This is a genomic window from Paenibacillus sp. M-152 (assembly GCF_003856555.1).
Classification (GTDB): Bacteria; Bacillota; Bacilli; order Paenibacillales; family Paenibacillaceae; genus Paenibacillus; species Paenibacillus polymyxa_C.
The window spans coordinates 3,158,513-3,182,919 of the sequence record NZ_CP034141.1; the positions used below are offsets into that span (position 1 = coordinate 3,158,513).

A 24,407-nucleotide genomic window follows, 5' to 3' on the forward strand; every position below is an offset into this window, starting at 1 on the left:
CAACTACTTCTGTGAGACGTTCTCTTTATTCCGCTGGACGATCATATCTGCCAATTCTTCAGCTTGCCCCGCAATAGCGATAGGATCGAAGTACCAGTATCGATCCTCCTGAAGCTCAAAAACTTTTCCATTTTGGACCGCATTTAGTGATTTCCATATGCTGTCTCCTTCATAACCGCTCAAATCCTTATTAACCGTCAGGAAAATGTAAGAGCCAGCATATTGATTAATAACTTCCTTGGAAATTGACTTCCATTGCGTCTCGCCTAATAGTTCTTTTTGGACTTGTGGTGGAGGTGTCAAATTCAATCCTCTATAAACCGCCTGTCCGCCTCTGCCAAAATTATCACCGTATACATAGTATTCTTTTTCCGTGGCTTCCATTACCGTGAAAGTATCCCCGGCTTGAACAATTCCTTTTAATTTGTCACGTGCAGCTTGCAATCGCTGATCATATTGGGCAAGCCACGTTTTGGCTTCCTGCTCTTTTCCCAGTAGCTCACCAAAAGCTGTCAGTTCTTCATGTACATTCTTGTACGTTCCATAAGGAATGACTATAGTCGGAGCAATTTTACTATATTTTTCATATTCAGAAGTATCTTTAGAACCAATCAGAATCATATCCGGCTGTTAAGCCAATACTTTTTCAATAGATACACTGCCACGGTCTCCAATGCTTTCAATGCCTTGTACAAGATCCTTCGAAAACGGATTATCCAGATAATACTTAACACTTCCCACAGGTTTAATTCCTAGTGCTAATAAATCATTCTGGTACATATCTACTACAATCCGCTGAGGGTGAACCGGAATCTTAATATCTCCATGAATTGTCTTGACTGTTTTCGTTGCAGCTGACTTTGATTCACCAGAAGCTTGATTCTGCTTTTCGTCTGGCTGATTTCCCCTTCCACCACAGGCGCTAAGAAAAACAATGACTGACAAAAAAAGCATCGTCACCATCCACATTTTCTTTGTCAAAATCATTCATTCCTCTCTCTATTTACGATGTTGCAGTTGACTCTTACGTTCCATATTGAGCTTGGTGCAGGCGGCTATATGCACCTTTTACGGCCATTAATTCTTCATGTTTTCCTTGCTCGGCAATCCCTTGATCTGCAACTACAATAATACGATCAGCATTTTTGATCGTTGCCAGACGATGTGCAATCACGAGTGTCGTGCGACCCTGTGATAGCTCTGTCAAGGCCTGCTGAATTGCAGCTTCTGTCTCTGTATCCAATGCTGATGTCGCTTCATCCAAAATAAGAATTGGCGGATTTTTCAGAAACATCCGGGCAATTGATAAACGTTGCTTTTGACCACCGGACAGCTTTACGCCTCGCTCACCGATCATCGTATCCAAACCCTCTGGGTAGGATCGAACAAGTTCTTCAATCTGAGCACGACGGGCAGCATCCCAGATTTCATTTTCTGAAGCATCAAGTTTGCCGTAAGCGATATTCTCACGAATCGATCCATCAAAGAGGAATACATCCTGCTGTACGATACCAATCATGGATCGCAGCGAATCCAGCTTCATTTCGCGGATATCCATACCATCAATCGTAATACTGCCTTCCTCGACATCATAGAAGCGAGGCAGCAAGCTGCAAAGTGTCGTTTTGCCTGCACCTGAAGGGCCTACAAGAGCTACGGTTTCTCCCGCATGTATGGATAGGTCCACTCTATGCAAGACCTTGTCTTTATTTTCATAGCCAAACGTTACACCTTCAAATTGAATATCTCCCTTGAGATGCTTAACGGTCTTCGCGCCTGGCAGATCCTCTACGTCGGATTCACTTTCCAACAAGTCCAGGTAACGTCGGAAACCGGCAATTCCTTTGGGATACGTTTCAATGACAGAATTAATTTGTTTGATGGGTGCGAGGAATACATTGGACAGCATTACAAATGCGATAAATTCCCCATAGGACATCTGTCCCTCAATAACAAACCATGTTCCACATACAAGCACAAACAATGAGACCAGTTTCATCAGAATAAAGCTAATTGAAGAATTCCACGCCATAATGCGATAAGCAATCAGCTTTGTTTTACGAAACCGTCCATTATTTTCAGCAAAACGCTCCATTTCATGGGCTTCGTTGGAGAACGCTTGAACAACGCGAATACCGCTAACGTTATTTTCAATCCGGGCGTTGTAATCTGCAATATCAGAAAACATACGATGGAAAGCAGCATTCATTTTGCGACTAAAATACAATGACAGGTAAATCATTAGTGGAACGATAATAAATGTCAGCACAGCCAGCTTCCAGTTAATACTGAGCATAATACCGAAAGCCCCGCCCAGAGTCATCAGCGCGATGAACAAATCCTCAGGTCCATGGTGGGCAATTTCTCCGATATCCATCAGATCGTTGGTCATACGGGAGACCAGATGGCCTGTTTTGTTATTATCAAAAAAGCGAAAGGATTGCTTTTGTACGCGATCAAACAGCTTTTTGCGCATATCCGATTCAATGTTAATTCCCAGCTTGTGTCCCCAATACGTAACGACGTAATTCAATCCGGCACTTACAACATAAATCGCAAGTAGAGCCAGACAGGCAAATAAAATCCATTTCCAGTTTCCGCTGGGTAGCAAATCATCAACCACCCGATTAACTGCAAGCGGAAAAGCCAACTCCAGCAGTGCAGCTAGTATAGCGCAAGTAAAATCAATGATAAATAACGTCCGATAAGGACGGTAATACTCAAAAAATCGTTTAAGCATATGACTTCTCCCTTCCTATTCAAATGAACTGGTTATGTAGGATCGACGGAAAGCATCTTAATAGCCTCATCCAGTGAGTGATCGATAGCCAGTGGTGAGTAGGTAAACCAAGGATCGGCCTTGATGAAATACACTTTGTGGTTTTTGACAGCCGGGAGATTTCTCCACAGCGCACTTTGTTCAATTTCCTTCAACATTCCGTCCTTAGCCGCTTCATCGTAAACCAACATAATGATACGATCCCCTGACAGTTCAGGCAGCTTTTCCATCGAAATGCTATCGTATACAAAGTTATACTTCGGGTCCTTTGCGAGCTTCTGACGTATGTACTCTGGAGGATTCAATTCCAGTGAACGGTAGATGACATGTCCTACATTTCGCGCCCCGTACACTCTTAGCACGTCCTTACCGTAGGTCATATAAATGGTAATCGTTTCATCCTTTTTGAATTTTCCAGCCAGCTTCTTTCGACCTTCTTCAGCCTTTTTGTCGAAACTAGCGATCCAATGCTCGGCTTCCTTGTCCTTACCCAACACGGCTGCGACATCCCGCAGTTGCTTAAATACATCCCCATCTCCAAACGAGACGGCTACGGTTGGAGCAATTTTCTCCAGCTGTTCTTTCACTTCTGGCGAGGTATCTTCTGTTGCTATGATCAGGTCAGGTTGTAGCTCCAGTACCTTTTCCACATTCGTCGGGTTTCCGATATCAACAATCCCGTCAATCTTTCCTTTCAAATAGTCGCCTTCTAACACATGAGAAGCAGCCCCTACTGGCTTAACACCTAAAGCCAGCATTGCATCCAAATATTGTGTCGTGACGACTCGCTGTGGATTTGCAGGGATACTGACCTTTTTGCCAGTGGCATCAACATATTCACGCATAGCAACCGATTGGGATTGCCCGTTAAGAGCATCCGTTCCGCTCTTTTCATTGGTCTGGTTGTTACTAGCTGCGTTTCCGCATGCAGCCAATACAACCATCAAAAAAACGCCAAGACCAAGCATGATTCCCCATTTTAAGCTGTACTTTTGTTGCACAATATACGTCCTCCCTAGATATATGTCTTTATAAAATGATAGTGATTCTCATTATCATACAATTGTTATTCTATCTTTTACCATCCTTTCTTACAATACAAAAATTAAAAACTTCCATTTATGTGTATAAATCGTCTGGGTAGAATAGCCAAAAAAAGGACTGATGCGCATTACAGCATCAGCCCGAAAAGCTTAATATGTTGGGTTCAAACGCCCGTTTTATTTCGATTGATCCACTAACTCCAGCTTAGCGGGAATGGATGTTTTCACGGTTTTACCTTGAAGTACATCCTTGGCTGCCTGTACCGCCAATTGACCAATCAGCTCGGGTTGCTGAGCCACGGTGGCGGTCAGCTTCCCTTCCTTAATTGATTTGAGCGCATCCTCGTTACCATCAAAGCCAATGACTGGAATATTCTTACCAGAGCTTTGAATGGCTTCAATGGCTCCCAACGCCATTTCATCATTGTGGGCAAATACAGCCTGAACATCCGGGTTGCCTTGCAGCAGATTTTCCATCACATTCAAACCTTTGGTCCGATCAAAATCGGCCGATTGTTTGGCTATGACTTTCAGATCCTTATCTGCTACTTCATGGAAGCCTTTCCCACGTTCGCGGGTAGCCGATGCGCCTGGGACGCCTTCCAGCTCAATGACCTTGGCACCTTTTCCGACTTGATCAATCACGTATCTGGCAGCCATCCGTCCTCCCTCGACATTGTCCGAAGCGACAAGTGCTTTTACATCTCCTTTGTCAGCAGATCGGTCCAGTGTAATAACCGGGATGTTCAAAGCATTCGCTGACTGCACGACAGTTGAGATAGCTGACGAATCTGTCGGGTTAATGAGTAATGCGTTCACTCCCTGCTGGATCAGATCATCCACGTCATTACTTTGTTTTGCAGAATCATTTTGTGCATCGACCACAATAACCTGCAATCCTTGTTTTTTGGCCTCTGCAACAACTCCGTCTTTAAGAGAAACAAAGAATGGATTATTCAATGTTGAGATCGACAAGCCGATTTTAATATCCTTCAGGTCTGCAGTCGCTTTAGGCTTCGCCCATTCGGGCGGCTCCAGGGAACACCCTGTCATGAGCAGGAGCAGTAAGGCAGTCATGATTAATGTAAGCTTTTTCATATTTGTGTGTCTCCTTCTATGCAGATTAGGTGTATTATGCGGATTTTTTACGGTCAATCAATACTGCAATAGCAATAACGATCCCTTTTACAACCATTTGGTAAAAAGAGTTAACCCCCAGCAAATTCAAGCCGTTGTTTAGAGTACCGATGATAAGTACACCAATTAATGTACCTACGATTCGTCCGCGTCCTCCCGAAAGGCTTGTTCCACCTAATACGACAGCCGCAATGGCATCCAATTCATAAGAAGTACCCGCTGTCGGCTGCGCCGAGTTCAAACGTGAAGTCAAGATAGCTCCCGCCAATGCGGAAAGCATTCCGGCCAATGAGTAGATCCAAATTTTTACACGTGGTACTTTAATACCAGATACAATCGAAGCCTTCTCGTTACCGCCGATGGCATACGTTTTACGTCCGAATGGTGTTTTATGCAAAATGATCCACAGGACAGCAAAGGTAATGAGCATCGTAATCGCTGGAACCGGAATACCAAACTGATAGCCACGACCGAATAATTGAAATACCAGACTGTCTCCGAGCCCCGTAATAGGGTTACCGTTGGTATAAACTAAGGTTAATCCTCTAAAAATAGTCATGGTTGCGAGTGTCGCGATAAACGGAGCCATTTTACCTTTCGTAATCATTAAGCCGTTGACCATCCCCATCACGCCACCCAATGCACAACCAATAATAATTGCCAAAATCGGATCAAAGCCGGCCAGCATCATATTTGCGACAAACGCACTGGATAGTGCTAATATGGAACCGACGGACAAGTCAATTCCACCTGTGAGAATAACGAAGGTCATACCGAACGCGATCAATGCATTAATAGATACCTGGCGCAACAAATTCAAAATATTAAGCGGTTCCAAAAAACTGGGATTTAAGGCCGATACAATGATCACCAAAATAATGAGTCCCAACAATGGGCCAAGCTTCTGTGTGATTTGTGATATTTGAATGCCTTTGCTACCTTTTGCTTCATTCTTAGTTGTCATATTACTGTCCTCCTGTAGCTAGCGTCATAATATTTTCTTGTGTGGCTTCTTCCCTGTTCAGCTCTCCGCTGATCTTTCCCTCGTGAACCACGACAATACGATCACTCATGCCAAGTACCTCGGGAAGTTCTGAGGATACCATGATAATTGCGACTCCACGTTCGGTCAGCTCGTTCATCAACTGGTAGATTTCCCGTTTGGCTCCCACATCCACGCCTCTTGTCGGTTCATCAAGAATGAGCACATTGGGACCAATACCCACCCATTTGGCAATGACCACCTTTTGCTGATTGCCGCCTGACAAACTGCCAACCGTTGCTTCGGCTGATTGGGTTTTAATTTGTAAGCGCTTAATTAATGTATTAACAAAATCCATCTCTTTTTTGCCTGAAATAAATCCTTTTGATGTAAAACTGAACAGATTCGTCAGCACCATGTTTTCCCGAATGGAAAAATCCAGCACTAAGCCCTCATCTTTTCGGTCTTCTGTAATGAAGCCAATCCCTAGTTTCACTGCATCATCTGGCTTGCGAATAGACACCTTTTTCCCACGTACGTGTATCTCACCACTATCCAAAGCATCCAGTCCAAATAACGACCGCATGATCTCGGTCCGTCCCGAACCCATCAAGCCCGAAAAACCTACGATTTCCCCAGAGCGCACAGTAAAATTCACATTTTCAAATAGACCTTTATGCGATGCGTTTTTGACCTCTAGCACCACTTCTCCCAAAGCAGGCGTTCTTACCGGGTAGCGTTCAGTCAGCTCTCTGCCAACCATTTTCCGTACAACCTCGTCAAAATTCGTATCAGGGATTGCTTGAGTATCTACGGTTTTCCCATCACGCATAATGGTAATCCGATCACAGATTGCGAATATCTCCTCCATCCGATGGGAAATATACACGATTGAAACACCATCTTTTTTCAAGGAAGTAATAACCTCAAACAGCTTTTGTATTTCCCGTTCGGTTAAGGCTGCTGTCGGCTCATCCATTACGATCACTTTAGCATCCGTCATGAGTGCTTTGGCTATTTCAATCATTTGTTGTTGACCCACTGAACACTCGCCTGCTTCACCGTTCAAAGGAAGATTTACTGAAAGCTTGCTAAATTGCTCATTTGCTAGCGCTTTCATTTTAGAGCTATCTAGTAATCCCCACTTGGAAGTCATCTCCTTGCCGATAAACAGATTTTCCAGTACCGTCATCTCCGGCCACACATTCAGTTCCTGGTGAATAAAAGCAATCCCTTTTTGCTCCGCTTCCTTGGGGTTGGCAAAATAGGTTTCCTGACCGTCAATGATGATCGTTCCCTCATCGCGTCGATGCAGTCCGATTAAAATATTCATCAGCGTTGATTTGCCTGCACCATTTTCACCCATGAGGGCATGTACTTCTCCTTCACGGAGATCAAAGTCAACACCACTTAGGACCTGATTGGTTCCAAAGGCTTTGTGAATTCCTTTCATTTGAATCTGCATGCTGTCCCCCCCTTTTCATTCCACACTGATTTATCCAAAATGAACTCCTGCCTGTAAAATACAATTGGCAAACGGCGTAGCCTCTCCTGTACGAATGACAGCTTTTGCTTGTCGGGTTAATGCCTTAAATTGTTCATGTGAGCAAAACTCAATAACGGCAGTCGGCTCAATAATCTGTGAATGCTCTAGTTGCTCTCCTGCAAAGGTGCGCATAATATACTGCAATGCTTGTTCATTTTCTTGTTTGATTTCTTCGGCTAATGTTACTTTTTCAATCACCATGTCTGCCGCAATGACATCAACAACATCCTGAAAGGAGGGAACCCCCAGTTTCAATGCCAAATCAATTTTGGTAACGCCTTCAGGAACTGGTAAGCCGGCATCAGCCACGACAATAAAGTCCGTGTGGCCAAGATCCGCTAGTATTTTAGAAATATGACTGTTCAGAATTCCATGTTTCTTCATTATAATTGCTCCTCCACTTCACGACGGGTTGGCATTCCGCCTTGCGCTCCAAATTTGGTAACGGACAATGACGCAGCCCGATTAGCAAATTTCACACTGTCTGCTAGCGATTTTCCTTCAGCCAGTGCCACCGCAAATGCAGCGTTGAAAGTATCTCCTGCACCTGTTGTATCAACGGCTTCTACCTTGTAAGTAGGAACCACAACTTCCTGTTCTCCGTCGAAAAACCGTACACCATTGCTGCCTTCAGTTACAAACAGCTTATTCGGATATTTGCGCAACGCTTCTTGAAGACTCATGTCCTTAAACATGATGGCAGCTTCATGCTCGTTTGGCGTAATGTAGGTTGCATTGGCAATTACGCTTTCTTCCACCTCACGAGCTGGGGCTGGATTCAGCAATAATGGTACCTGATACTTCGCACAAATTTCGCTTACATAGACAATCGTCTCTGGCGGTATTTCCTGTTGAATTAACACAATATCCGAATTTCGAATGACATCAAGCGCTTCTTCCACGTAAGCGGGTGTAACTTCATTATTTGCTGCTTTTACCACGACGATACTGTTATCACCCTCGGCCAGTACAATGTGCGCTGTACCACTTTCCATATGTGTAACCGGTTTCACATAATCAATATGAACATGATTTTCTTCAAAATTGCGTAAAATCTGTTGTCCAAAATGGTCATCCCCTACACGTCCAATCATCTTAACGTCCGCGCCGAGTCGTGCTGCGGCTACTGCCTGATTGGCTCCTTTACCTCCAGGCACGGTTGTAAAGCTTTCTCCTAATACGGTTTCACCAGCACCGGGACGCTTGGATGAAGTCACTACGAGGTCCATCGAACTGCTTCCGATAACCGAAATTTTAGCCATGATGATCCACCTTTCTCGTCGTTTCCCGTTCGATAAATTTGACGGGCAATTGTATGCTTGAATAGGTAAGTACTTTCGAATGAAGATTAGGTACACTTGTTTTCGTTGCTTGCACCTGCTCAATTAACTGAATGAGCAAACCTGCCGCCTCCCAGCCCATTTCATAAGCAGGCTGTCGGATCGTTGATAATGGCGGAAATAACAAGCTGCTTAATGGTATATCATCAAACCCGATTATTTGAACATCTTCCGGGATTTTCTTTCCTAATCTATGTGCCTCATGCATCACCGCTGTAGCTACAATATCGTTACTGGCAATCACTCCGTCCGTATCCGGATACTTGCTGAACAGCTCTTTGGCCCACGATTCAGCCTCCTTGAACGAAAAAGACGTTGTCTCGACGACATGGTAAGCAATACCGGAATGCTGAAGCTCTTCCACCGCCCCGCGAAAACGATCTTGTGCTGGACGAATATGAGCAGGCCCCTGCATAACTGTAATTTGTCTGCTGCCACGGGCAACCATGGCCTGAGCAGCCAAGCGGCCGCCATGAGCTCCATCCGCATAAACGGAGAGACTGTCACTGGAAGTCCGGTCGAGAAAAACGACTGGTATTTTCAGTTTGGCGTAACAGTCGGCAGCAGGGTCATTGGTAGATGAAATAACCCCAACAACATTATTCTGAACAAAAGTATCCATGTAATCTAATTCTTTTTGGCGATCTTCATCACTATTACCAAAAATAATCCGAAAATCATTTTCCTGCATTCGATCCTCCACCCCACGAGCCAACAAGGGAAAGTAAGGGTTCGTAATATCCGGCAGCAGCAGGCCGATTAATCTGGATTTCTTTTTATACAGAGAACGTGCAACTTCATTAGGCTTGTAATTTAGCTGCTTCACTGCAGCTTCAACCTTCCGCCGTGTATCCTCGTGGACATATCCGGTTTCATTAATAACTCTGGATACGGTCGCTACGGAAACACCTGCAAAACTTGCTACCTGCTTAATTGTTGTCATAATGTAGGTTCAACTCCAATTGTGTAACCGGTTACACATATAAAATATCATAGCATTTATTTTTTGACAAGCATTAATTATTTGCACGTCGAAAGCATTAGCCGTATAATTCATTTTGTAACTGATGAAGTTTCACCTTTTTTACTTACACTAAAGTAGGCAGATTCACTCCCAGTTGCTCAATAAAATATGTATACATGGAGGCATTTCCTGATGAATATCGAAGTTTGGTCTGATTATATGTGTCCGTTCTGTTATATCGGCAAACGCCGTTTGGAGCAAGTTTTACAGCAGTTCCCACACCACGATGAGGTTCAATTGACATTTAAGAGTTTTGAATTGAACCCTAATGCTGTGAAAGATAGTGGTAAAACGATTAATGAAGAACTATCAGCAAAATATGGTGTCAGTCTGCAAGAGGCTCATGCCATGAATGATCGCATGACCGAAAATGCTCGTTCTGCGGGTCTGGACTACAATATTCATGCCATGGTGCCGACAAACTCTCTCGATGCTCACCGCCTAACGCATTGGGCTCACACACAAGGCAAAATGTTGGAATTGAGCGAGCGTTTATTTCAGGCTGTCTTCATGGAAGGCAAGCATACCGGGGAACATGAAGTGCTGGCAGCGTTGGCAGCCGAGGTGGGTTTGGATCATAACGAAGCCGCTGCTATTTTAGCCAGTGACCGCTTTACCAACGAAGTTAGAGCTGATGAAGCTGAAGGCGCTAAGTTAGGCGTTCAGGGTGTGCCATTCTTTGTATTTGATCGAAAATTTGCTGTTTCTGGTGCTCAGCCGGAAGAGGTATTTCACGATGCGCTTCAAAAAGCATGGGATGAACGTTCACCTTTTACTATGATTAGCGGCAGCTCGTCCAAACAGGATGCAGCTGGTGTATGTACCGATGACGGTTGCGAGCTTCCAAGCCGTGAGAGCTGATCAGTCAATAAATTAAACCTCTCTCTAAATAACTTATGAAAAAGCGTGCCAGCACCAATTACACCTGATGCGGCACGCTTCTTTATTTTTTTATAATGATTTAATCATTCCGCCGTCCACAAGAATGGTGCTGCCAGTCAAATAGGATGAAGCCGATGATGCCAGAAAAGCAACGACTTTACCGAACTCTTCTGGCTCTCCGTACCGTCCCAACGGAATGCCCTCTTCTGCTTGTTTGCGAACTTGATCCGTCGTTTGGTGGGATTTTTCGGCTCGATGCTCGTCCAAGCTGCGTACGCGATCGGTTGCAATTCTCCCTGGTGCTACAGTATGTACCAGAATATTGTAAGGGGCTAATTCCATTGACAATGTTTTCGCTAATCCAGCGACCCCAGTACGTAGTGTGTTGGAAATAATCAGGCCCGGAATCGGTTGTTTAACTGATGAGGAGGCGATATTTAAAATTCTACCGCTTTGTTGTTTTTTCATATAGGGTAACACCTCACGGATCAACCGGATATGACTAAGTAAATTTTGCTCAAAGGCCTGCATCCATACTTCATCTGTAAAATCATCAAAGGTGCCCGCAGGAGGGCCACCCGCATTGTTAACCAAAATATCGACGGTGCCAAACCAATCAACTGTACGGCGGATGGCCTGGGAGATATGTTCAGGTTTGGTTACATCACAAACTACATATTCAACGCGACCACTCGCTGTTTCCCGTAATTCGGCTTGCATCCGCTGAAGCTCTGCTTCATTTCGTCCCGAAATAACTACATTTGCACCTTCACGTGCCAATTCGCGTGCACTTGCTTTGCCAAGTCCTTTACTGGAACCTGCAACAAAGGCTGCTTTTCCCGTTAATCCTAAATCCATTTATGATGACACTCCCTTTTCTGAGACTTCTCTATTTAATTGTACACATGACCAGAACATAATGCGAATAGCTCGGTACAAAATAGCAAAACAAAAAAGGGCCTGACATTCAGCCAGGCGCCCTTTCTGTATACACCATTTTTTGTTGACAGCACGTTATAATGCTTCAGATGTTGTTGCCTGCTCATATACAACAACAGACTGGCTCTCAGGCTCCCATTTAACATTTGCTCCCAAAGCCTCTCCGATTACCCTTACAGGTACCATTGTTGTTCCATCCACTATGGATGCTGGCTGCTCGATAGAGTATGGCTGGCCATTAATGTAGGCTTTGGCGCTATTCACGAATAATTTGACGGACACACCGTTACGCGTGACAGTAACAGCCTTTTCTTTCGGATCCCAGGAAACCTTGGCATTCAGAGCTTCGGAAGCTGTTCTAAACGGAACAAGTGTGGTGCCATTGCGGTTAATCGGTTCGGCATCGTATTTTTCACCATTCACGAACAGCTTCATACCTGATGACCGTCCAGCCTTCCTCGAGAATAAATCCAGCTTTTTGTAGCTTTCCAGATTGGACACATCAGCCAATACTGCCTCTTCCTGCATGTAAACGGCATCTGTTACATTTCCGTTTTCAGCTAGTAGCTCTGCAGCCTTAGTTAGTGCTGTGTCAGAATTTCGGATCAATTCAAGTTCAGTTACCTGCTCCGGGGTCAAACGTTCCGGGTATTTTGTAAGCAACAGATTCGCAATAACCGCTCCTGCCGGCTTATCTTTTGTATTTTCTACCGCTTGAAGCAGACCATTGTACCCGTTGTGTCCCTTGCGACCTTTTTGGTCTTTGGACTCCCCGTATGTATCATCCGTTACTGCAACAGGGGTATTCTTTTTGATTTCGTCGTGTTTATCTTTTTTGCTGCTCTTTTCATTCCGGTCTTTATCAGACGCCTTTGCTTCCTGTTTGTTCTCCTGACCATTTCCGCGCCCCTGCTTGGCTTCGGCGGTTCCCGCTGCCAGTCCCAAGACCAGTATACACGCTAATAATGCTGTCCATGTGTTTCTCATGATGCGATTCCTCCTTATAGTAAAAGACCAGGTTTAAATGTAACCTACATATATTAACGGCTACTATAAGCTAAATATGAAGCTCTTTTTTTCTAGTGTTGCATTTTTAGGGGCTGATGGCTAATCCAATATAATAAATTTTATTATGCGCGAATCTGTTTCCACAGTATAATGGAAAATGCAAATGCATTTTAAAGATTAACCTTTCCATTCGCATAATAGAAAGAAGAGGAGACAGACATGTTCGGCACCATTCTTTTAGACGTTGTTTTACCTATTTTTGTCCTTATCGGTTTTGGCTGTATCATGCAATATTATTTCCGACTGGATTTGTATACCTTAGCTAAAATTAATTTTTACTATATCACCCCTGCAGTTGTGTTTACCGGTCTTTATAACTCTGAAATTTCTTTAATCCTCATGGGTGAAGTCTCACTTTTTTATGCCTTGTACATAGCTATTTTGTACGTAATCAGCACTACCGTTGCCAGATCTCTGAAATACAGCCCCGGCATGCGTGGAGCTTTTACAAATAGTGTAATGCTTGATAATTCAGGAAATTATGGTCTACCAATTAATCAGTTGGTGTTTAAAGGTGATCCGTTGGCTATTTCCGTCCAAGCTCTGATTATGACTTTTCAAAGCTTTGTTACATTTACATACGGTACTTTTGTTGTACAAAATGGTAAGGCCAATACACGAAAAATTTTAATTAATTTTTTGAAAATGCCTGTGCCCTACGCGCTTGTGCTGGGCTTGCTCCTGAATCTACTGCACAGTCCATTGCCTAATTTGCTGGCTGAGCCTCTAAACTATATTAGCCATTCGATGGTCGCAGTGGCTCTACTTACTTTGGGAGCACAAATTGTGCAGTACCCTTTTCATTTGCGCCGGACAGCCGTGTATATCAGTATGGTATTACGCCTGATTGCAGGTCCAATAGTTGGTTTTATGCTCGTGTTCTTCCTAGGTCTTAAGGGGATTCCCGCTCAAGCATTGCTCATTGCGTCAGGTATGCCTACCGGCGTTAATACAAGTATTTTGGCGGAAGAATATAAAAATGAACCTGATTTTGCAGCACAGACAGTATTACTTTCTACGATTGTGAATGTCATTACGATGACCCTGTTAATTTCAATATCCCGTCATCTTACTTGAGGTGTATGATAAATATAAACTTGATTTATGACGCTTTTTGTCTGAGGACAGGAGCGTTTCTTTTTCAACAAAAAAAGAACATACGTTCTGGTTCTTATCTTTTTTTCTGTTTGAAGTGGTGTGTTTGTTTGACGGAGATGGTATGCAAGAAGGAATCTTTTTCTATTATGAATTTTTCATATAGTGAAATAGTTATGTGTTTGAATTCAAACCCCTGCTGATTGCTGTTTTTAACTTGAGCTTCTTTTATTTTTAGATAAGAATGAGGAGAACTAATTCCTCAAAAAATAAAGCCAGCTCGCTCATTAGAGTGGCTGACTTTAGAGTATTTTTATGAAGATTTAGGGCTCAATTCCCCATTGCTTGATCCCAGACAGGTAAGCGGTTATTTTAGTAGAATCTTGTAAGCTGTTTGCTGTGGGGTTAAAGGAATAATCATCAGTCTGTGTATAATTGCTCCAATCCGCTTTGGATATCCGGGTTTGTAGCTCAACACTCTGACCAGGCTCTAAAGAACCCGCTGCCGACTTAAAACCAATTTCCGCATAAGAATCTGCACTTGGCTTTGCATTGGTTAACGCTTTGAAGTTAGCAATCACATTCTCTGTACCGATGCTTGACCAATCTGTAAAGAAGTTCTGCGATTTCTCACCGTTAATGGTGTAATAATAACGCAATGTCACGTCTGCTAGGGAAACGGGTGAGCTTCCTGTATTGGTTATTTTAAACTTGGAGCTGATCGTATTACTTGTTGCAGATATATTCCCATTGAAAGATTGCACCTTCAGAGCGCCCTCGCCTGTTCCCGGCTCACTTGGCGTATCCCCTTTTACCGTAATCGTGAACAACGCATCATTGCCAGTACTAAAATGGAAGTTAAGCGTTGTCTCTCCTTTGGGAAGTTTAGATAAATACTTGTTGGTAAGAATGACTGTTTCTCCACTAACCGTATAATCTTCACCTTTGCTCAGTGTCACGCTCCCTTGCTTGATCGCATCTAGTGTATTACCGTTAAGTGTAAGCTTTACAGTAATATCGCTATTGCCGTTAGCCACTCCATAGGTTGCAGCTGTCGGTGTAATACTTGCTTGCCCGGTCGAAGGCTGATCCCCCCCTACACGATCTGCCACCAGAATGCCGCGCCCATTCGTTCCCAGATAAGCACGTCCGTAAACCCGAGGATCCCCAATAATGGTGGTCACACGAGCATATTGATGCTTGTCATCATTAATGCGTACCCAGTTTGCGCCAGTATCGTCCGAGCGATAGAATCCACGTGTACCGTCAATTTTACCAACGATAAACACTGTTGCATTGGTGCGATTGGGTGCTGCTTTGCCAAAGCCTACAAAATCCGCCTCCTGTACATGATCAAGCTTGGTGAATGTAACACCTGAATCTTTGGAATGCCATAAGCCGTATGGCCCTCCGTCCTCGGAGCCTCCAGCAAACCACACATCCCCTTCCGCTCCTCGTACAGCACCAATATCTGCATTCCCTACACTTGGCAAACCAGTAACTGTGGATGCTGTGAAGGATGCGCCTCCATCAACACTTACATATATTTTTCCAGCAGCAAACGCGTAGTATTTGTTAGAATTTACTCGGTCAGAGGCGATCTTTGCATTGGCTGGTATTCCCGTGCTTGCTGTCCATGAGTTTCCTCCGGTTTTGGAATAAAATACACCTTTGTCCGATGTACTCCACAGCAATCCATTACCATTTGCCGCAACAGCGATGCTGCCTCCTCCTGCTGTACCAGAAGGCTCGCTATTTGCTTTGTACCAGTTTGCTCCGCCATCATTGGAAAATCCGATGGATTTGGCATTTGGATCTTTTTTATAGTCTGCTTTACCCACCCGAGCCATAAAAGAAGGGTTCAGCTCGGCATAATCAATGCTTTCGCTGCTTGTAAAGGTTGGATTATCCAGCATTTTAGCGGGAGCCTTGAACAGATCATCATGTCTGAATCCGGAAACATCACCCACTGCACTCACTAGAGGAGCTCCAGTAGGAGGGCTCACCAGATCCAAAATCGCCGTTTCCTCTATCCCTTTAGCGGCTACCGAGATGTCCAGCTTATCTCCCTTGTCCCAATTGGTCAGATTTTTAGAGCCATATATCGTAGCTCCTGTGCCATACAGCATATGATCTGAGTTAAATGGATCTATCTCAAGATCTCCAATCATCCACCCTAGCTTGGGCGATACTTCTGGCGGAGCAGGGTTGGCATTGAAAGTCAGCCAAGGCGCACCGGATATATCCAGATTGTATTTGAGCTTACGAGACGGGTAACCGTCGAATTCCCAAATAGGGCTCCAGGTTGCTCCACTATCAGTACTGCGGTAAATCGTTTCATCCGGCCACCAGGCATTCAATGTTGCAACCATAAGGGTACCAGGCTTCTGGGCATCCACCGTCAGTCCACCATACCCAAAATGATTGTCTGCGCTGCTGCTGGCAACGGGGCTAATGTTAGTCCACTGTCCGCTGGCTGTATTCAATTTCCATAGTTCACCCTTTGTTCCGTCATATGGCCCAGCTCCATCGCTGTAAGAAATATACAGGTTTCCATCTGGTGATAAAACACCGTGATGTGGCAAATAACCTGTAGGCTGTCCTGCTACAGCAGACCAGGTTGTCCCGCCATCTGTACTGCGGTAGACACTTTGCTTTTTGTCTGCGACACCCACATAGATGGTCTGTGTTGCTTTGCTGGAAGAGCCCGTTTTTTTGTCAAAGGTGATCCAGGCTAAACCGACAATATCACTGGTGTATTCATTTGAAGGGTCCTGTACATACGTCCCCGGATTCGGGAAACCGCTCACCTTACTCCAGGTTGCCCCGAAGTCGGAGCTTTTCCACAGTCCATTACCACTTCGAGCTCCGAAGAATAATATATTGTTCTTATTCGGATCAATTGTCAGACGTTCACCCATCGAGCGTCCCGGCATATTGCCTCCTACCTTAAAGGGAAGCTTCGTAGTCTGCCATGTATTACCTTTGTCAGTGGAGCGCATAATTTGCCCGTTATGTTTATCCCAGGAATTAGTATACGTACCTGTAGCTATATATACACGATTCGGATCCACAGGATCGGTGGCTAGTGCGTCGACACCATTTTTGTTCCAATCTTCCCAGCCCACAGAATCGGTCAGCGGAATCCAGCTTTCATTGGCAGGATTCCAGCGGTAAGCTCCTCCAATATCTGTGCGGGCATAGATCAGATCTTTTTCCGTTTCATTAAAAATAATACCAGGTACAAAACCACCTCCACCACCTGTAACGACACTTTTCCAAGTATATTCGTCACTTGGAGCAGCATGAGTGGGTGCTATCATGCCTGTCCAGGAAGCACCCCCTACTACAAGCGCCAAACATGCAATTCTCAACCTGCTTTTTGTCTTAGTCAATGAATTCAACCTCCTTCTCTGTAATCATTTGAATTGGTAAGCCATTTGGAGCTAAAAGTAATCAGACAATTGCGGATTCATTCCTATCGTTATTATTCCATTCATCAATCAAACGAGCGTTCTTTCAAGCTCACCTCCAGTAATTCAATAGATATGCAACATCCGATTGATAGCGCTCACACGGATGTTTGCTCAATAGTTTCGTCATCTTTTTCTCTTTTCCTTGTGTGAAAAATCAAGATAATGTAATAGGATCTCCTGGTTGACTACTTGTAATATAAGAGTAAGCTTTCCCTTACCGTTGATACCTCTTATAATTTACTATTAGGAATTTTTCATATAGTGAATTATTTTCTTAATTTTTTATTCAATCTAGATACCAAAATACTTTGATTTACAGCAAAAAACCGCGCTATGCGCGGTTCGAGCTTCCGTTAATGCTATGGCTAACCATTAAAAAATATAATTATTGCAAATATTCAAGCGCCAACGCTAGAAAAATATGTCCTGAGATGAGCAATGCGCGCTCATCAAAATCAAAGTGAGGATGGTGATGAGCAAAATGCGTTCGTTCATCCTCATTACGTGCACCCACATGAATAAAAGCTCCAGGTCGTTGCTCTAGATAATAGGCAAAATCCTCTGCTCCCATGACCGGTTTCAAGTCCATAAAAGCATCTGCCCCATACAGCCTGCTGACTAGCTCACGTACCCGTTCTGTTTCGGCCTCAGCATTCACCAGTGCAGGATAGCCATTCAAATAATCAATTTCGTATCCCGCATGATAAGCCTCCGTCAGACCTTTTACGATACTACGAATTTCGTTCTCGACTTCCTTGCGTACATCCTTATTAAACGTACGTATGGTCCCTTCGATTTTGGCTTTATCTGCAATCACATTAAAGGCAGTACCCGCTTGAAATACCCCAATCGTTAACACCGCTGATTCAATAGGGTCCACTCTGCGACTCACCACCTGCTGCAATCCGTTCACAATCTGACTGCCGATGACAATGGAATCCACTGTCTGATGTGGCCTGGCGCCATGTCCACCTTTGCCGTTGATCTGAATTGTGAAAGCATCGACTGCAGCCATTGCCGGACCACTCTTTAAACCAATTTTGCCCAGCGGGATCTCCGAGGAAAGGTGGATACCATATACTGCTTCCACCCCATCCAGACAACCATCCTCGATCATGAATTTGGCTCCGCCAGGCGGTTTTTCTTCGGCATGTTGAAAAATAAACACAAGCTTTCCCTTCAGTGTCTGACGGTGATGGCTTAACACTCGTGCGACTCCTAGCAGCGCAGCCGTATGACCATCATGTCCACAAGCATGCATAACACCGGGAACGGTCGATTTATAAGGCGCATCCTTTTCATCCTGAATAGGAAGTGCATCAAAATCAGCACGAAATGCAATCGTTCTACCTGGCTGGCCACCTTCTAAAAAACCGAGCACACCATTTCCACCGACATTCATTCTTACTTCAATACCAAAAGAGCGTAATTGATCGGCGATAAATGCAGATGTATTCGTTTCTTCAAAAGAAAGCTCTGGATGCTGATGCAGATGTCTTCTCCATGCAATCAGTTCTTGTTCACCATCTTTTAGTTCCTGAACCCATTTCTCCAGCATATTACCCTCTTTTCCTATTGAATTTATATACTTACATCCTTATCTTACCATAGATGATTCCAATAAGTTATATATGAATTAGCAAATAGCTTTATACCTGTGTTTTTATAGTGTCAATGCAGCTTCTAATTGGAACGATCTATGGATAGAAGACTGTAATTAACAACAAAAAAAGCCGACAGAATATTCTCCTCGGCTCTTTTCTGATGATTTTCTATTATGAATTTTTCATGTATTGAAAAACTGACTTATATTTCCTCGCACTGGATGTGTCTGCTCCCTATACTCACCATTCGTATAGCTTCCAATTACCTTGCGCCAAAAGGATTGGGCTGGTCTATTCGTGCTCATCTGCGTCACCTTCCACCGCCCGTTAAAACGTCCAAACAGCTCATGAGCCGCCCATGTACCCACACCATTGTACCGATAAGGACGAAGTACAAAGAACTCAGCCATGTAATAGTCAGCTTCTCGATTGCTAGACATTCGGTCAACGAGTGCAAAGCCCACAGGAATATCCTGTCTCCAAATCAGAAAAGGTAGCTTCTGTTCGCCGCTCGTCCAGTATTGATACAAGTCTGGATAAGCCGGGAATGTTCCCTTCTCAGTGACATCAATTCGCAGATAGGCTGTAAAATCGTATAAGTAAAATTGCATGAGTTGGACAATAATGTCCTTCTGCGACTCTGGTACACTCTTTATGGACAGCTTCAATTCTGATTTGATATTATATCCCATACTTTCACCTCTCTTGGCGGTCAGCTTGTTCTTTACTTTGATTACTCCCATCCAGTGCTGTTCAAAATATGCTAAAATACATGTATTATGACCGGACGAGGTGGACCCTATGAACATACAAAAGATCATCGACCGGCGCAAACTGGATGAAAAGATGCCGGATCTGCCATGGTACGTACAGCAATTTATGGATTACAAGCTTCCCGACCTATCTCCCTCTACTTTGCTGGAATATGTACGGGATTACGAAGCTTTTTTTTCATGGCTTCGCTCGGAAGGCTTGTCTGCCGGAGAAGCGAATGCCCAAGTTACGCTGGAAGAATTAGAGACACTTCATATGGATAGCATTACAGGCTTTCGCTTGTTCCTGTCTACCAAACGCGAAGGCTCCAATTCCCGCATCACCATTTCACGTAAGTTGTCGTCCCTGCGTTCACTCTTTCATTACTTGAGTCAAATCGCTGAGGATGAAAACTTTTATCCGTTGCTCAAGCGCAATATTATGGCCAAAGTCGAAATTAAGCGCGTACATAAACCCAAGGATACGGCCGCCAAGCTCAAAGGAAAAATACTGGAAGAGGAAGAGCTGCTTGAATTTATCGGCTATATTTATGAAGGCTACGGACAAGATTTGGCTGATAACAAGCAAGCCCTATACTCCTATGAATTAAACAAGGAGCGGGATGCCTGTATCGCAAGTCTTATTCTAAACTCGGGGCTACGTGTATCCGAAATCGTCAACTTGAATATGGATGATCTCGATATAAACAATAAATTACTGTATGTGTACCGCAAAGGAAATAACGATGAAACTTTTAAAACGCCAGTATATTTCCGCGAGCAGTCCAAAGATGATCTCGCACTTTATTTGTCCTTAAGACATACCCGTTATCGCGCTCCAAAAAAAGAAAAGGCTCTTTTTGTCGCACGTCCCAACGGCAGTACGGAGGGCAAACGGATGACTAAAAGAGCGATTCAAGCTATGATCATCAAATACGCCAAACGGTTCGGCAAGCCCTATTTGACCGTTCACAAGCTCCGTCATTCCTTTGCTACTGACTATTATTTACAAAATGATATTTACAAAACCAAGGAACAGCTGGGGCACGCTTCGACAGAAACAACGGAGGTCTATGCCCACCTGACTGACAAAACGATGTCTCAGGCGATCGAACGGCGGATAGAGACTCAGACTGACCCAGCCGATTAATGGCCTTCTCAGCCCTGCTCTGTCTGGAATCCTGCTCTGTGCCTCTGAATTTGTTCGAGTAACCAGCGGCCTGCCGGGTCGCTGGCATCGGCAGGATATATCTGCACCGATTGTTCATCTGAGTAGAAATCCTGAGCCCAATCCATATGGCACTCCCAAACTACTACTCCCTGTACATTTGTCAGCTCCTGAACAAGTCGGGCATCCGATTGTTCTCGCACCATGACCAGCTTCGGATATTTTTCCTGCTTGAAGCCTTCCAGCAACACACAGTCATACGCCTGAAAATGCCGGATGAGTCCGGTCACAGGCCGACTATGTTCCTCTAAAATGGCTGTTCTTTCTGCCGAAACAATCGCTACGCCTTCGGCGCCTGCCTGTCGGTGCTTGTACGTATCTGTTCCCTCATGATCCATCTCAAATTCATGACCATCATGCTTGATCACTGCTACACGTAGTCCTGACTGCTGCACATATCGAATTAAACCTCCAAGGAAGGTGGTTTTTCCTGTATTTTTGAATCCGACAATTTGACATACAAATGGATGTTTTGTTTTCACGTCACCTGTCCGCCTTGAAGCACCAGTACATGCACCTCTTCACCTTCGCGCAAGCCTTCTGTTGTGGGAGGAACTACGATCAGACAATCGCTGTCCTTAATCGTGACCATGGCACTGGATTCATCTACTCGCGCAGGAATCGCATATACTTGTCCACCACGTATCTCCAGAGAACTGCGTACAAAGCGGGTATAGTTGTTTACCTTCGTATAATCTGCTCCTAGCTTCGCTGTCCAGGTTTGCAAATACGGATGTACCGAAGATAACATCATTTGAATAGTTGGACGTACAAACAGCTCACAGCCTACAAAGCACGCACCGGGATTACCTGAAAGCGCAAATAACAGCTTGCCGTCTATCACTGCGGCTGTGGTTACACTACCTGGACGCATCGTAACCTTGTTGAACAGCATATTCACATCTTCCTGCCGCACGAGGTCACCCATAATATCAAAATCACCCACCGACACTCCACCACTCGTAACCACGATATCATAGGCAGCTATTGCTTCTCTGACAGAAGCCCGAGCAAGGTTCAAATCATCATGAATGGCTTGCAGAATGAACGGATCTCCTCCTGCCTCTCTAATTTGAGAAGCCAGCATATATGTATTACTGTTTCGAATTTTCCCCGGTTGTAACGGCTCATCCACTGCGAGCAATTCTGACCCTGTGGAAAAGACGGCCACCCTTGGCTTCCTGTAAACAGGCACACGATGTACACCAAAAGTAGCCAGTACCGAGATGTGCCCTGCTCCCACACAAGTTCCCTTACTGAGCAAAAGCTGACCTTCCTTAATCTCATGACCAATTTGTGTCACATTTTTGCAAACTTTCATACGCTTCTTCAAGCCAACATATGTCTGTCCATTTTCCTCACGCAGCTGTGTCGCCTCCAGCATAACCACCGTGTCCGCTCCTTCAGGTAATTGTGCTCCTGTCATGATGCGGGCTGCCATTCCCGTCTCCACCCGCTTGTCCGATACGGTGCCACAAGGAATTTCATCAATCACATGTAGCCAGATTTCCTGACCAGTCGAACAGACTTCAGTGTCCGAGGCAAGGATCGCATAGCCGTCCATTCCAGAGCGACGAAAGCGGGGATACGGATGTGGCGCAGTCAAATCCATCGCCAGATAGCGACCATGTGCTTGCTCAAGCCCTACGTCCTCCCTTTCGCCCTGTTGAACATAGCTAGCTATCCTGCTTTGTGCCTCTTCCACCTTAACTGCTTTACGTTGGAATTTTTCTGTATTTAATGGCGTCTGATTCATGTTCTCACTCCGTTCTTCTAAAATACCCTCTTTCTGTTATAACGCTAAAACCGTTATCTGGCAAATCCGAACGGTATTTATTGGATTGCTGCAAGTCTCTATCCGCCAAAAAACAGCCTGAATATCATATCGCGGCTGTTTTTGGTAGATTTTAGTCTTTGGTTTTTGGTTTTGCATGTCATCACGTCAGTTTTCTACGTATATTAGGTTATATTATTTTTACCGAAATAGATTGAATCTATTGAAACCTCATATAACGAGGACATTTGCTGCGCTCGAGCTATTGTTAAATCGGATGAATCTTCCTCTATATGTTTTAATTCATTCATTGACATACCAAGTATATTGCAAGCTATTAACTCACTATATCCTGAAGCGAGTCGTGCCATCTTTATTGTATAAAAGCTAGTGCAAGTTACATTTTCATTTTTATCTGCAACCATCCAATCAACTCCACAATATAATTGATAAAAAAGTAATTTACCTGTATACTCTGAACGAAACACTTTTCCCCTGTTAGGAGCAAGTAAGGTGCAAAAACTTACTCGGGGGAAATGCCTTTTGAAAGAGGAGCTCAAATCTCATGGACGCACTCAATCATGGCTCGCCCGACGAACTGGATATTCGCGGCAACAAATATCCAACTGGATCGCGGGACGTGACAAAATGTCATTCGAGGCGGCAGTCCTCATTTCTAGGATATTGGAGTGTAAAGCTGAGGACTTATATGAGTGGGAACTTGCCTGACAAACAGGCATTTCCTTCGGGGCATTTGTACATGCCGGCATTTACAATATATATCCCGCTTTCACCCTCCTTTTCTTATATGTAGGTTGTTTTCACCTTAATTTAAAAGATTGTTATTTTTTTCATAATCAATTTTATCACATGGAAAATGATTAAAAACGGGAAATATGTCGAATTAAATCGAAACCGTCCGGCTTATCCTAGTCTAACTGATTATTGACTTATTCATTTAAATCTGGTAATAAAAATGACCCCTGAATTTTCATGGGTCATTTCCACAGTTTTTTAAGCGCTTTAAGTTTATTATGAGACATCGAGCAAGTGAAGTCAGATCCTTCGAATCGTATCAGCCCTCCAAATGCGTTAGACTCAATTTCACAAACCAAGTCGAGATTTATCAGGGTATCTTTATAAGCTGGATATAGATACGGAAAAGCTTCCCTGCAAGCCTGTGCGGTTAGCCCGATTGTATAAGAGCGATCTCCAGAGTGGAAACGCGGGACATAGTAATTTTTTTTAGGTTCCCACATATCCACACTAAGCATATTCCCTACCTTAAAAAAACCGCTCACTGTTGCCTTACCCACTACCTTGATTTCCGATCCGAAAATATAACGAATTTCTCTATCGGCATTCATTGCATCCGCATATATTTGTTTCCATCGAGATAAATTGGCTGAATTTATACTTTCTTTGATGTCTTGATTTTTAAAAACAACCTGCCCCCCTCCATAATCTCCCGTAATGATCTTGTCCACTTGTGTGATGTTAACCAAATTAGATCCGTCCAAATTGCAAAAAGTGGGTAAGCCTACGGAACATTCATGGAGGGTGGTGGGAACTGTAAATCTTCCATGAGAAGTATGAAAAAGCGGGATGTGATAATTGCTTTTAGGCTTCCACAATTCAATCGCAACTAGGTGATTCTCACAAAAGAAAGAGCAATCTCCAAGTGAATTGTCATCAAGCAATGGAGTGGCTAGGATTCGCTTTCCCTCTTCCATTAAAT

The 24,407-nt window shown here is 44.0% G+C and carries 23 protein-coding genes; 4 read left to right on the forward strand and 19 right to left on the reverse strand.

The genetic code is table 11. The annotated features are described in order from the left end of the window. Positions 1–3: 3 nt before the first annotated feature. From EGM68_RS26130 to EGM68_RS13680, 10 genes are all read right to left on the reverse strand, one after another. Positions 4–621: an ABC transporter substrate-binding protein gene (locus EGM68_RS26130; protein WP_240664038.1), complete on the reverse strand. Its 618-nt coding sequence runs from the start codon at positions 619–621 to the stop codon at positions 4–6. A gap of 9 nt (positions 622–630) precedes the next feature. Further along, positions 631–987 carry an ABC transporter substrate-binding protein gene (locus EGM68_RS26135; protein WP_240664040.1) on the reverse strand — a complete coding sequence of 119 codons (357 nt, stop codon included), beginning with the start codon at positions 985–987 and terminating at the stop codon, positions 631–633. A 37-nt stretch (positions 988–1,024) separates the two neighbouring features. After that, the gene (locus EGM68_RS13645) at positions 1,025–2,740 is read right to left on the reverse strand and encodes an ABC transporter ATP-binding protein (RefSeq protein ID WP_013371404.1); all 1,716 of its coding nucleotides are present in this window, start codon (positions 2,738–2,740) and stop codon (positions 1,025–1,027) included. A 32-nt stretch (positions 2,741–2,772) separates the two neighbouring features. Continuing rightward, positions 2,773–3,780, reverse strand: coding sequence for an ABC transporter substrate-binding protein (locus EGM68_RS13650; RefSeq protein ID WP_058711200.1), 1,008 nt, complete (start codon positions 3,778–3,780; stop codon positions 2,773–2,775). 219 nt (positions 3,781–3,999) lie between these two features. Beyond that, a complete protein-coding gene (rbsB, locus tag EGM68_RS13655; protein ID WP_013371406.1) occupies positions 4,000–4,920 on the reverse strand; it encodes a ribose ABC transporter substrate-binding protein RbsB in 921 nt (306 codons plus the stop codon). 34 nt (positions 4,921–4,954) lie between these two features. Continuing rightward, positions 4,955–5,923, reverse strand: coding sequence for an ABC transporter permease subunit (locus EGM68_RS13660; protein WP_040103629.1), 969 nt, complete (start codon positions 5,921–5,923; stop codon positions 4,955–4,957). A gap of 1 nt (position 5,924) precedes the next feature. Next, positions 5,925–7,406, reverse strand: a complete 1,482-nt coding sequence (locus EGM68_RS13665) for a sugar ABC transporter ATP-binding protein (protein WP_102163718.1) — start codon at positions 7,404–7,406, stop codon at positions 5,925–5,927. Positions 7,407–7,436: 30 nt separating this feature from the next. Next, positions 7,437–7,871: a D-ribose pyranase gene (gene rbsD / locus EGM68_RS13670; RefSeq protein ID WP_025674544.1), complete on the reverse strand. Its 435-nt coding sequence runs from the start codon at positions 7,869–7,871 to the stop codon at positions 7,437–7,439. Next, entirely contained in the window at positions 7,871–8,749 is an 879-nt protein-coding gene (gene rbsK / locus EGM68_RS13675; protein ID WP_025674545.1) for a ribokinase, read from the reverse strand. The genes rbsD and rbsK overlap by 1 nt, the downstream gene beginning before the upstream one ends. Continuing rightward, positions 8,742–9,770 carry a LacI family DNA-binding transcriptional regulator gene (locus tag EGM68_RS13680; protein WP_025674546.1) on the reverse strand — a complete coding sequence of 343 codons (1,029 nt, stop codon included), beginning with the start codon at positions 9,768–9,770 and terminating at the stop codon, positions 8,742–8,744. Before EGM68_RS13680 ends, rbsK begins: the two co-directional genes overlap by 8 nt. 213 nt (positions 9,771–9,983) lie before the next feature. On the opposite strand from EGM68_RS13680, the gene EGM68_RS13685 reads away from it, so the two are divergent. After that, positions 9,984–10,712 carry a DsbA family oxidoreductase gene (locus EGM68_RS13685; RefSeq protein ID WP_013371412.1) on the forward strand — a complete coding sequence of 243 codons (729 nt, stop codon included), beginning with the start codon at positions 9,984–9,986 and terminating at the stop codon, positions 10,710–10,712. A gap of 90 nt (positions 10,713–10,802) precedes the next feature. Here EGM68_RS13685 and EGM68_RS13690 read toward each other — a convergent pair whose 3' ends face one another. Continuing rightward, a complete protein-coding gene (locus EGM68_RS13690) occupies positions 10,803–11,591 on the reverse strand; it encodes an SDR family oxidoreductase (RefSeq protein WP_129549416.1) in 789 nt (262 codons plus the stop codon). Between the two features lie 156 nt (positions 11,592–11,747). Next, positions 11,748–12,659, reverse strand: a complete 912-nt coding sequence (locus EGM68_RS13695; protein WP_040103624.1) for a copper amine oxidase N-terminal domain-containing protein — start codon at positions 12,657–12,659, stop codon at positions 11,748–11,750. Between the two features lie 240 nt (positions 12,660–12,899). Between EGM68_RS13695 and EGM68_RS13700 the strand changes: the two genes are divergently transcribed. Further along, entirely contained in the window at positions 12,900–13,817 is a 918-nt protein-coding gene (locus EGM68_RS13700) for an AEC family transporter (RefSeq protein WP_013371415.1), read from the forward strand. Positions 13,818–14,158: 341 nt separating this feature from the next. Here the strand turns inward: EGM68_RS13700 and EGM68_RS13705 are convergent, their stop codons facing one another. The 3 genes from EGM68_RS13705 to EGM68_RS13715 form a co-directional block, all read right to left on the reverse strand. Beyond that, positions 14,159–17,230, reverse strand: coding sequence for a cellulose binding domain-containing protein (locus EGM68_RS13705; RefSeq protein WP_129549417.1), 3,072 nt, complete (start codon positions 17,228–17,230; stop codon positions 14,159–14,161). A gap of 466 nt (positions 17,231–17,696) precedes the next feature. After that, positions 17,697–18,869: a M20 metallopeptidase family protein gene (locus tag EGM68_RS13710; protein WP_129549418.1), complete on the reverse strand. Its 1,173-nt coding sequence runs from the start codon at positions 18,867–18,869 to the stop codon at positions 17,697–17,699. A gap of 228 nt (positions 18,870–19,097) precedes the next feature. Continuing rightward, the gene (locus tag EGM68_RS13715) at positions 19,098–19,607 is read right to left on the reverse strand and encodes a GNAT family N-acetyltransferase (protein WP_025674556.1); all 510 of its coding nucleotides are present in this window, start codon (positions 19,605–19,607) and stop codon (positions 19,098–19,100) included. A 109-nt stretch (positions 19,608–19,716) separates the two neighbouring features. Here EGM68_RS13715 and xerS point away from each other — a divergent pair, with 109 nt between their 5' ends. After that, on the forward strand, positions 19,717–20,817 hold the full coding sequence (gene xerS / locus EGM68_RS13720) for a tyrosine recombinase XerS (protein WP_129549419.1): 1,101 nt from the start codon (positions 19,717–19,719) through the stop codon (positions 20,815–20,817). A gap of 8 nt (positions 20,818–20,825) precedes the next feature. Here xerS and mobB read toward each other — a convergent pair whose 3' ends face one another. The 3 genes from mobB to EGM68_RS13735 all read right to left on the reverse strand — a co-directional run bounded on the left by mobB (position 20,826) and on the right by EGM68_RS13735 (position 23,094). Then, on the reverse strand, positions 20,826–21,377 hold the full coding sequence (gene mobB / locus EGM68_RS13725) for a molybdopterin-guanine dinucleotide biosynthesis protein B (RefSeq protein ID WP_129549420.1): 552 nt from the start codon (positions 21,375–21,377) through the stop codon (positions 20,826–20,828). Then, the gene (locus EGM68_RS13730) at positions 21,374–22,651 is read right to left on the reverse strand and encodes a molybdopterin molybdotransferase MoeA (protein ID WP_129549421.1); all 1,278 of its coding nucleotides are present in this window, start codon (positions 22,649–22,651) and stop codon (positions 21,374–21,376) included. Before EGM68_RS13730 ends, mobB begins: the two co-directional genes overlap by 4 nt. A 203-nt stretch (positions 22,652–22,854) precedes the next feature. After that, positions 22,855–23,094 (reverse strand): helix-turn-helix domain-containing protein, encoded by a 240-nt coding sequence (locus EGM68_RS13735; protein WP_016820734.1) that lies wholly within the window; start codon positions 23,092–23,094, stop codon positions 22,855–22,857. A gap of 88 nt (positions 23,095–23,182) precedes the next feature. On the opposite strand from EGM68_RS13735, the gene EGM68_RS13740 reads away from it, so the two are divergent. Beyond that, positions 23,183–23,398 carry a helix-turn-helix transcriptional regulator gene (locus EGM68_RS13740; RefSeq protein ID WP_016820733.1) on the forward strand — a complete coding sequence of 72 codons (216 nt, stop codon included), beginning with the start codon at positions 23,183–23,185 and terminating at the stop codon, positions 23,396–23,398. Between the two features lie 269 nt (positions 23,399–23,667). Here EGM68_RS13740 and EGM68_RS13745 read toward each other — a convergent pair whose 3' ends face one another. Further along, complete coding sequence (locus EGM68_RS13745) at positions 23,668–24,402, reverse strand: hypothetical protein (RefSeq protein ID WP_129549422.1); 735 nt, start codon at positions 24,400–24,402, stop codon at positions 23,668–23,670. Positions 24,403–24,407 lie beyond the last annotated feature (5 nt).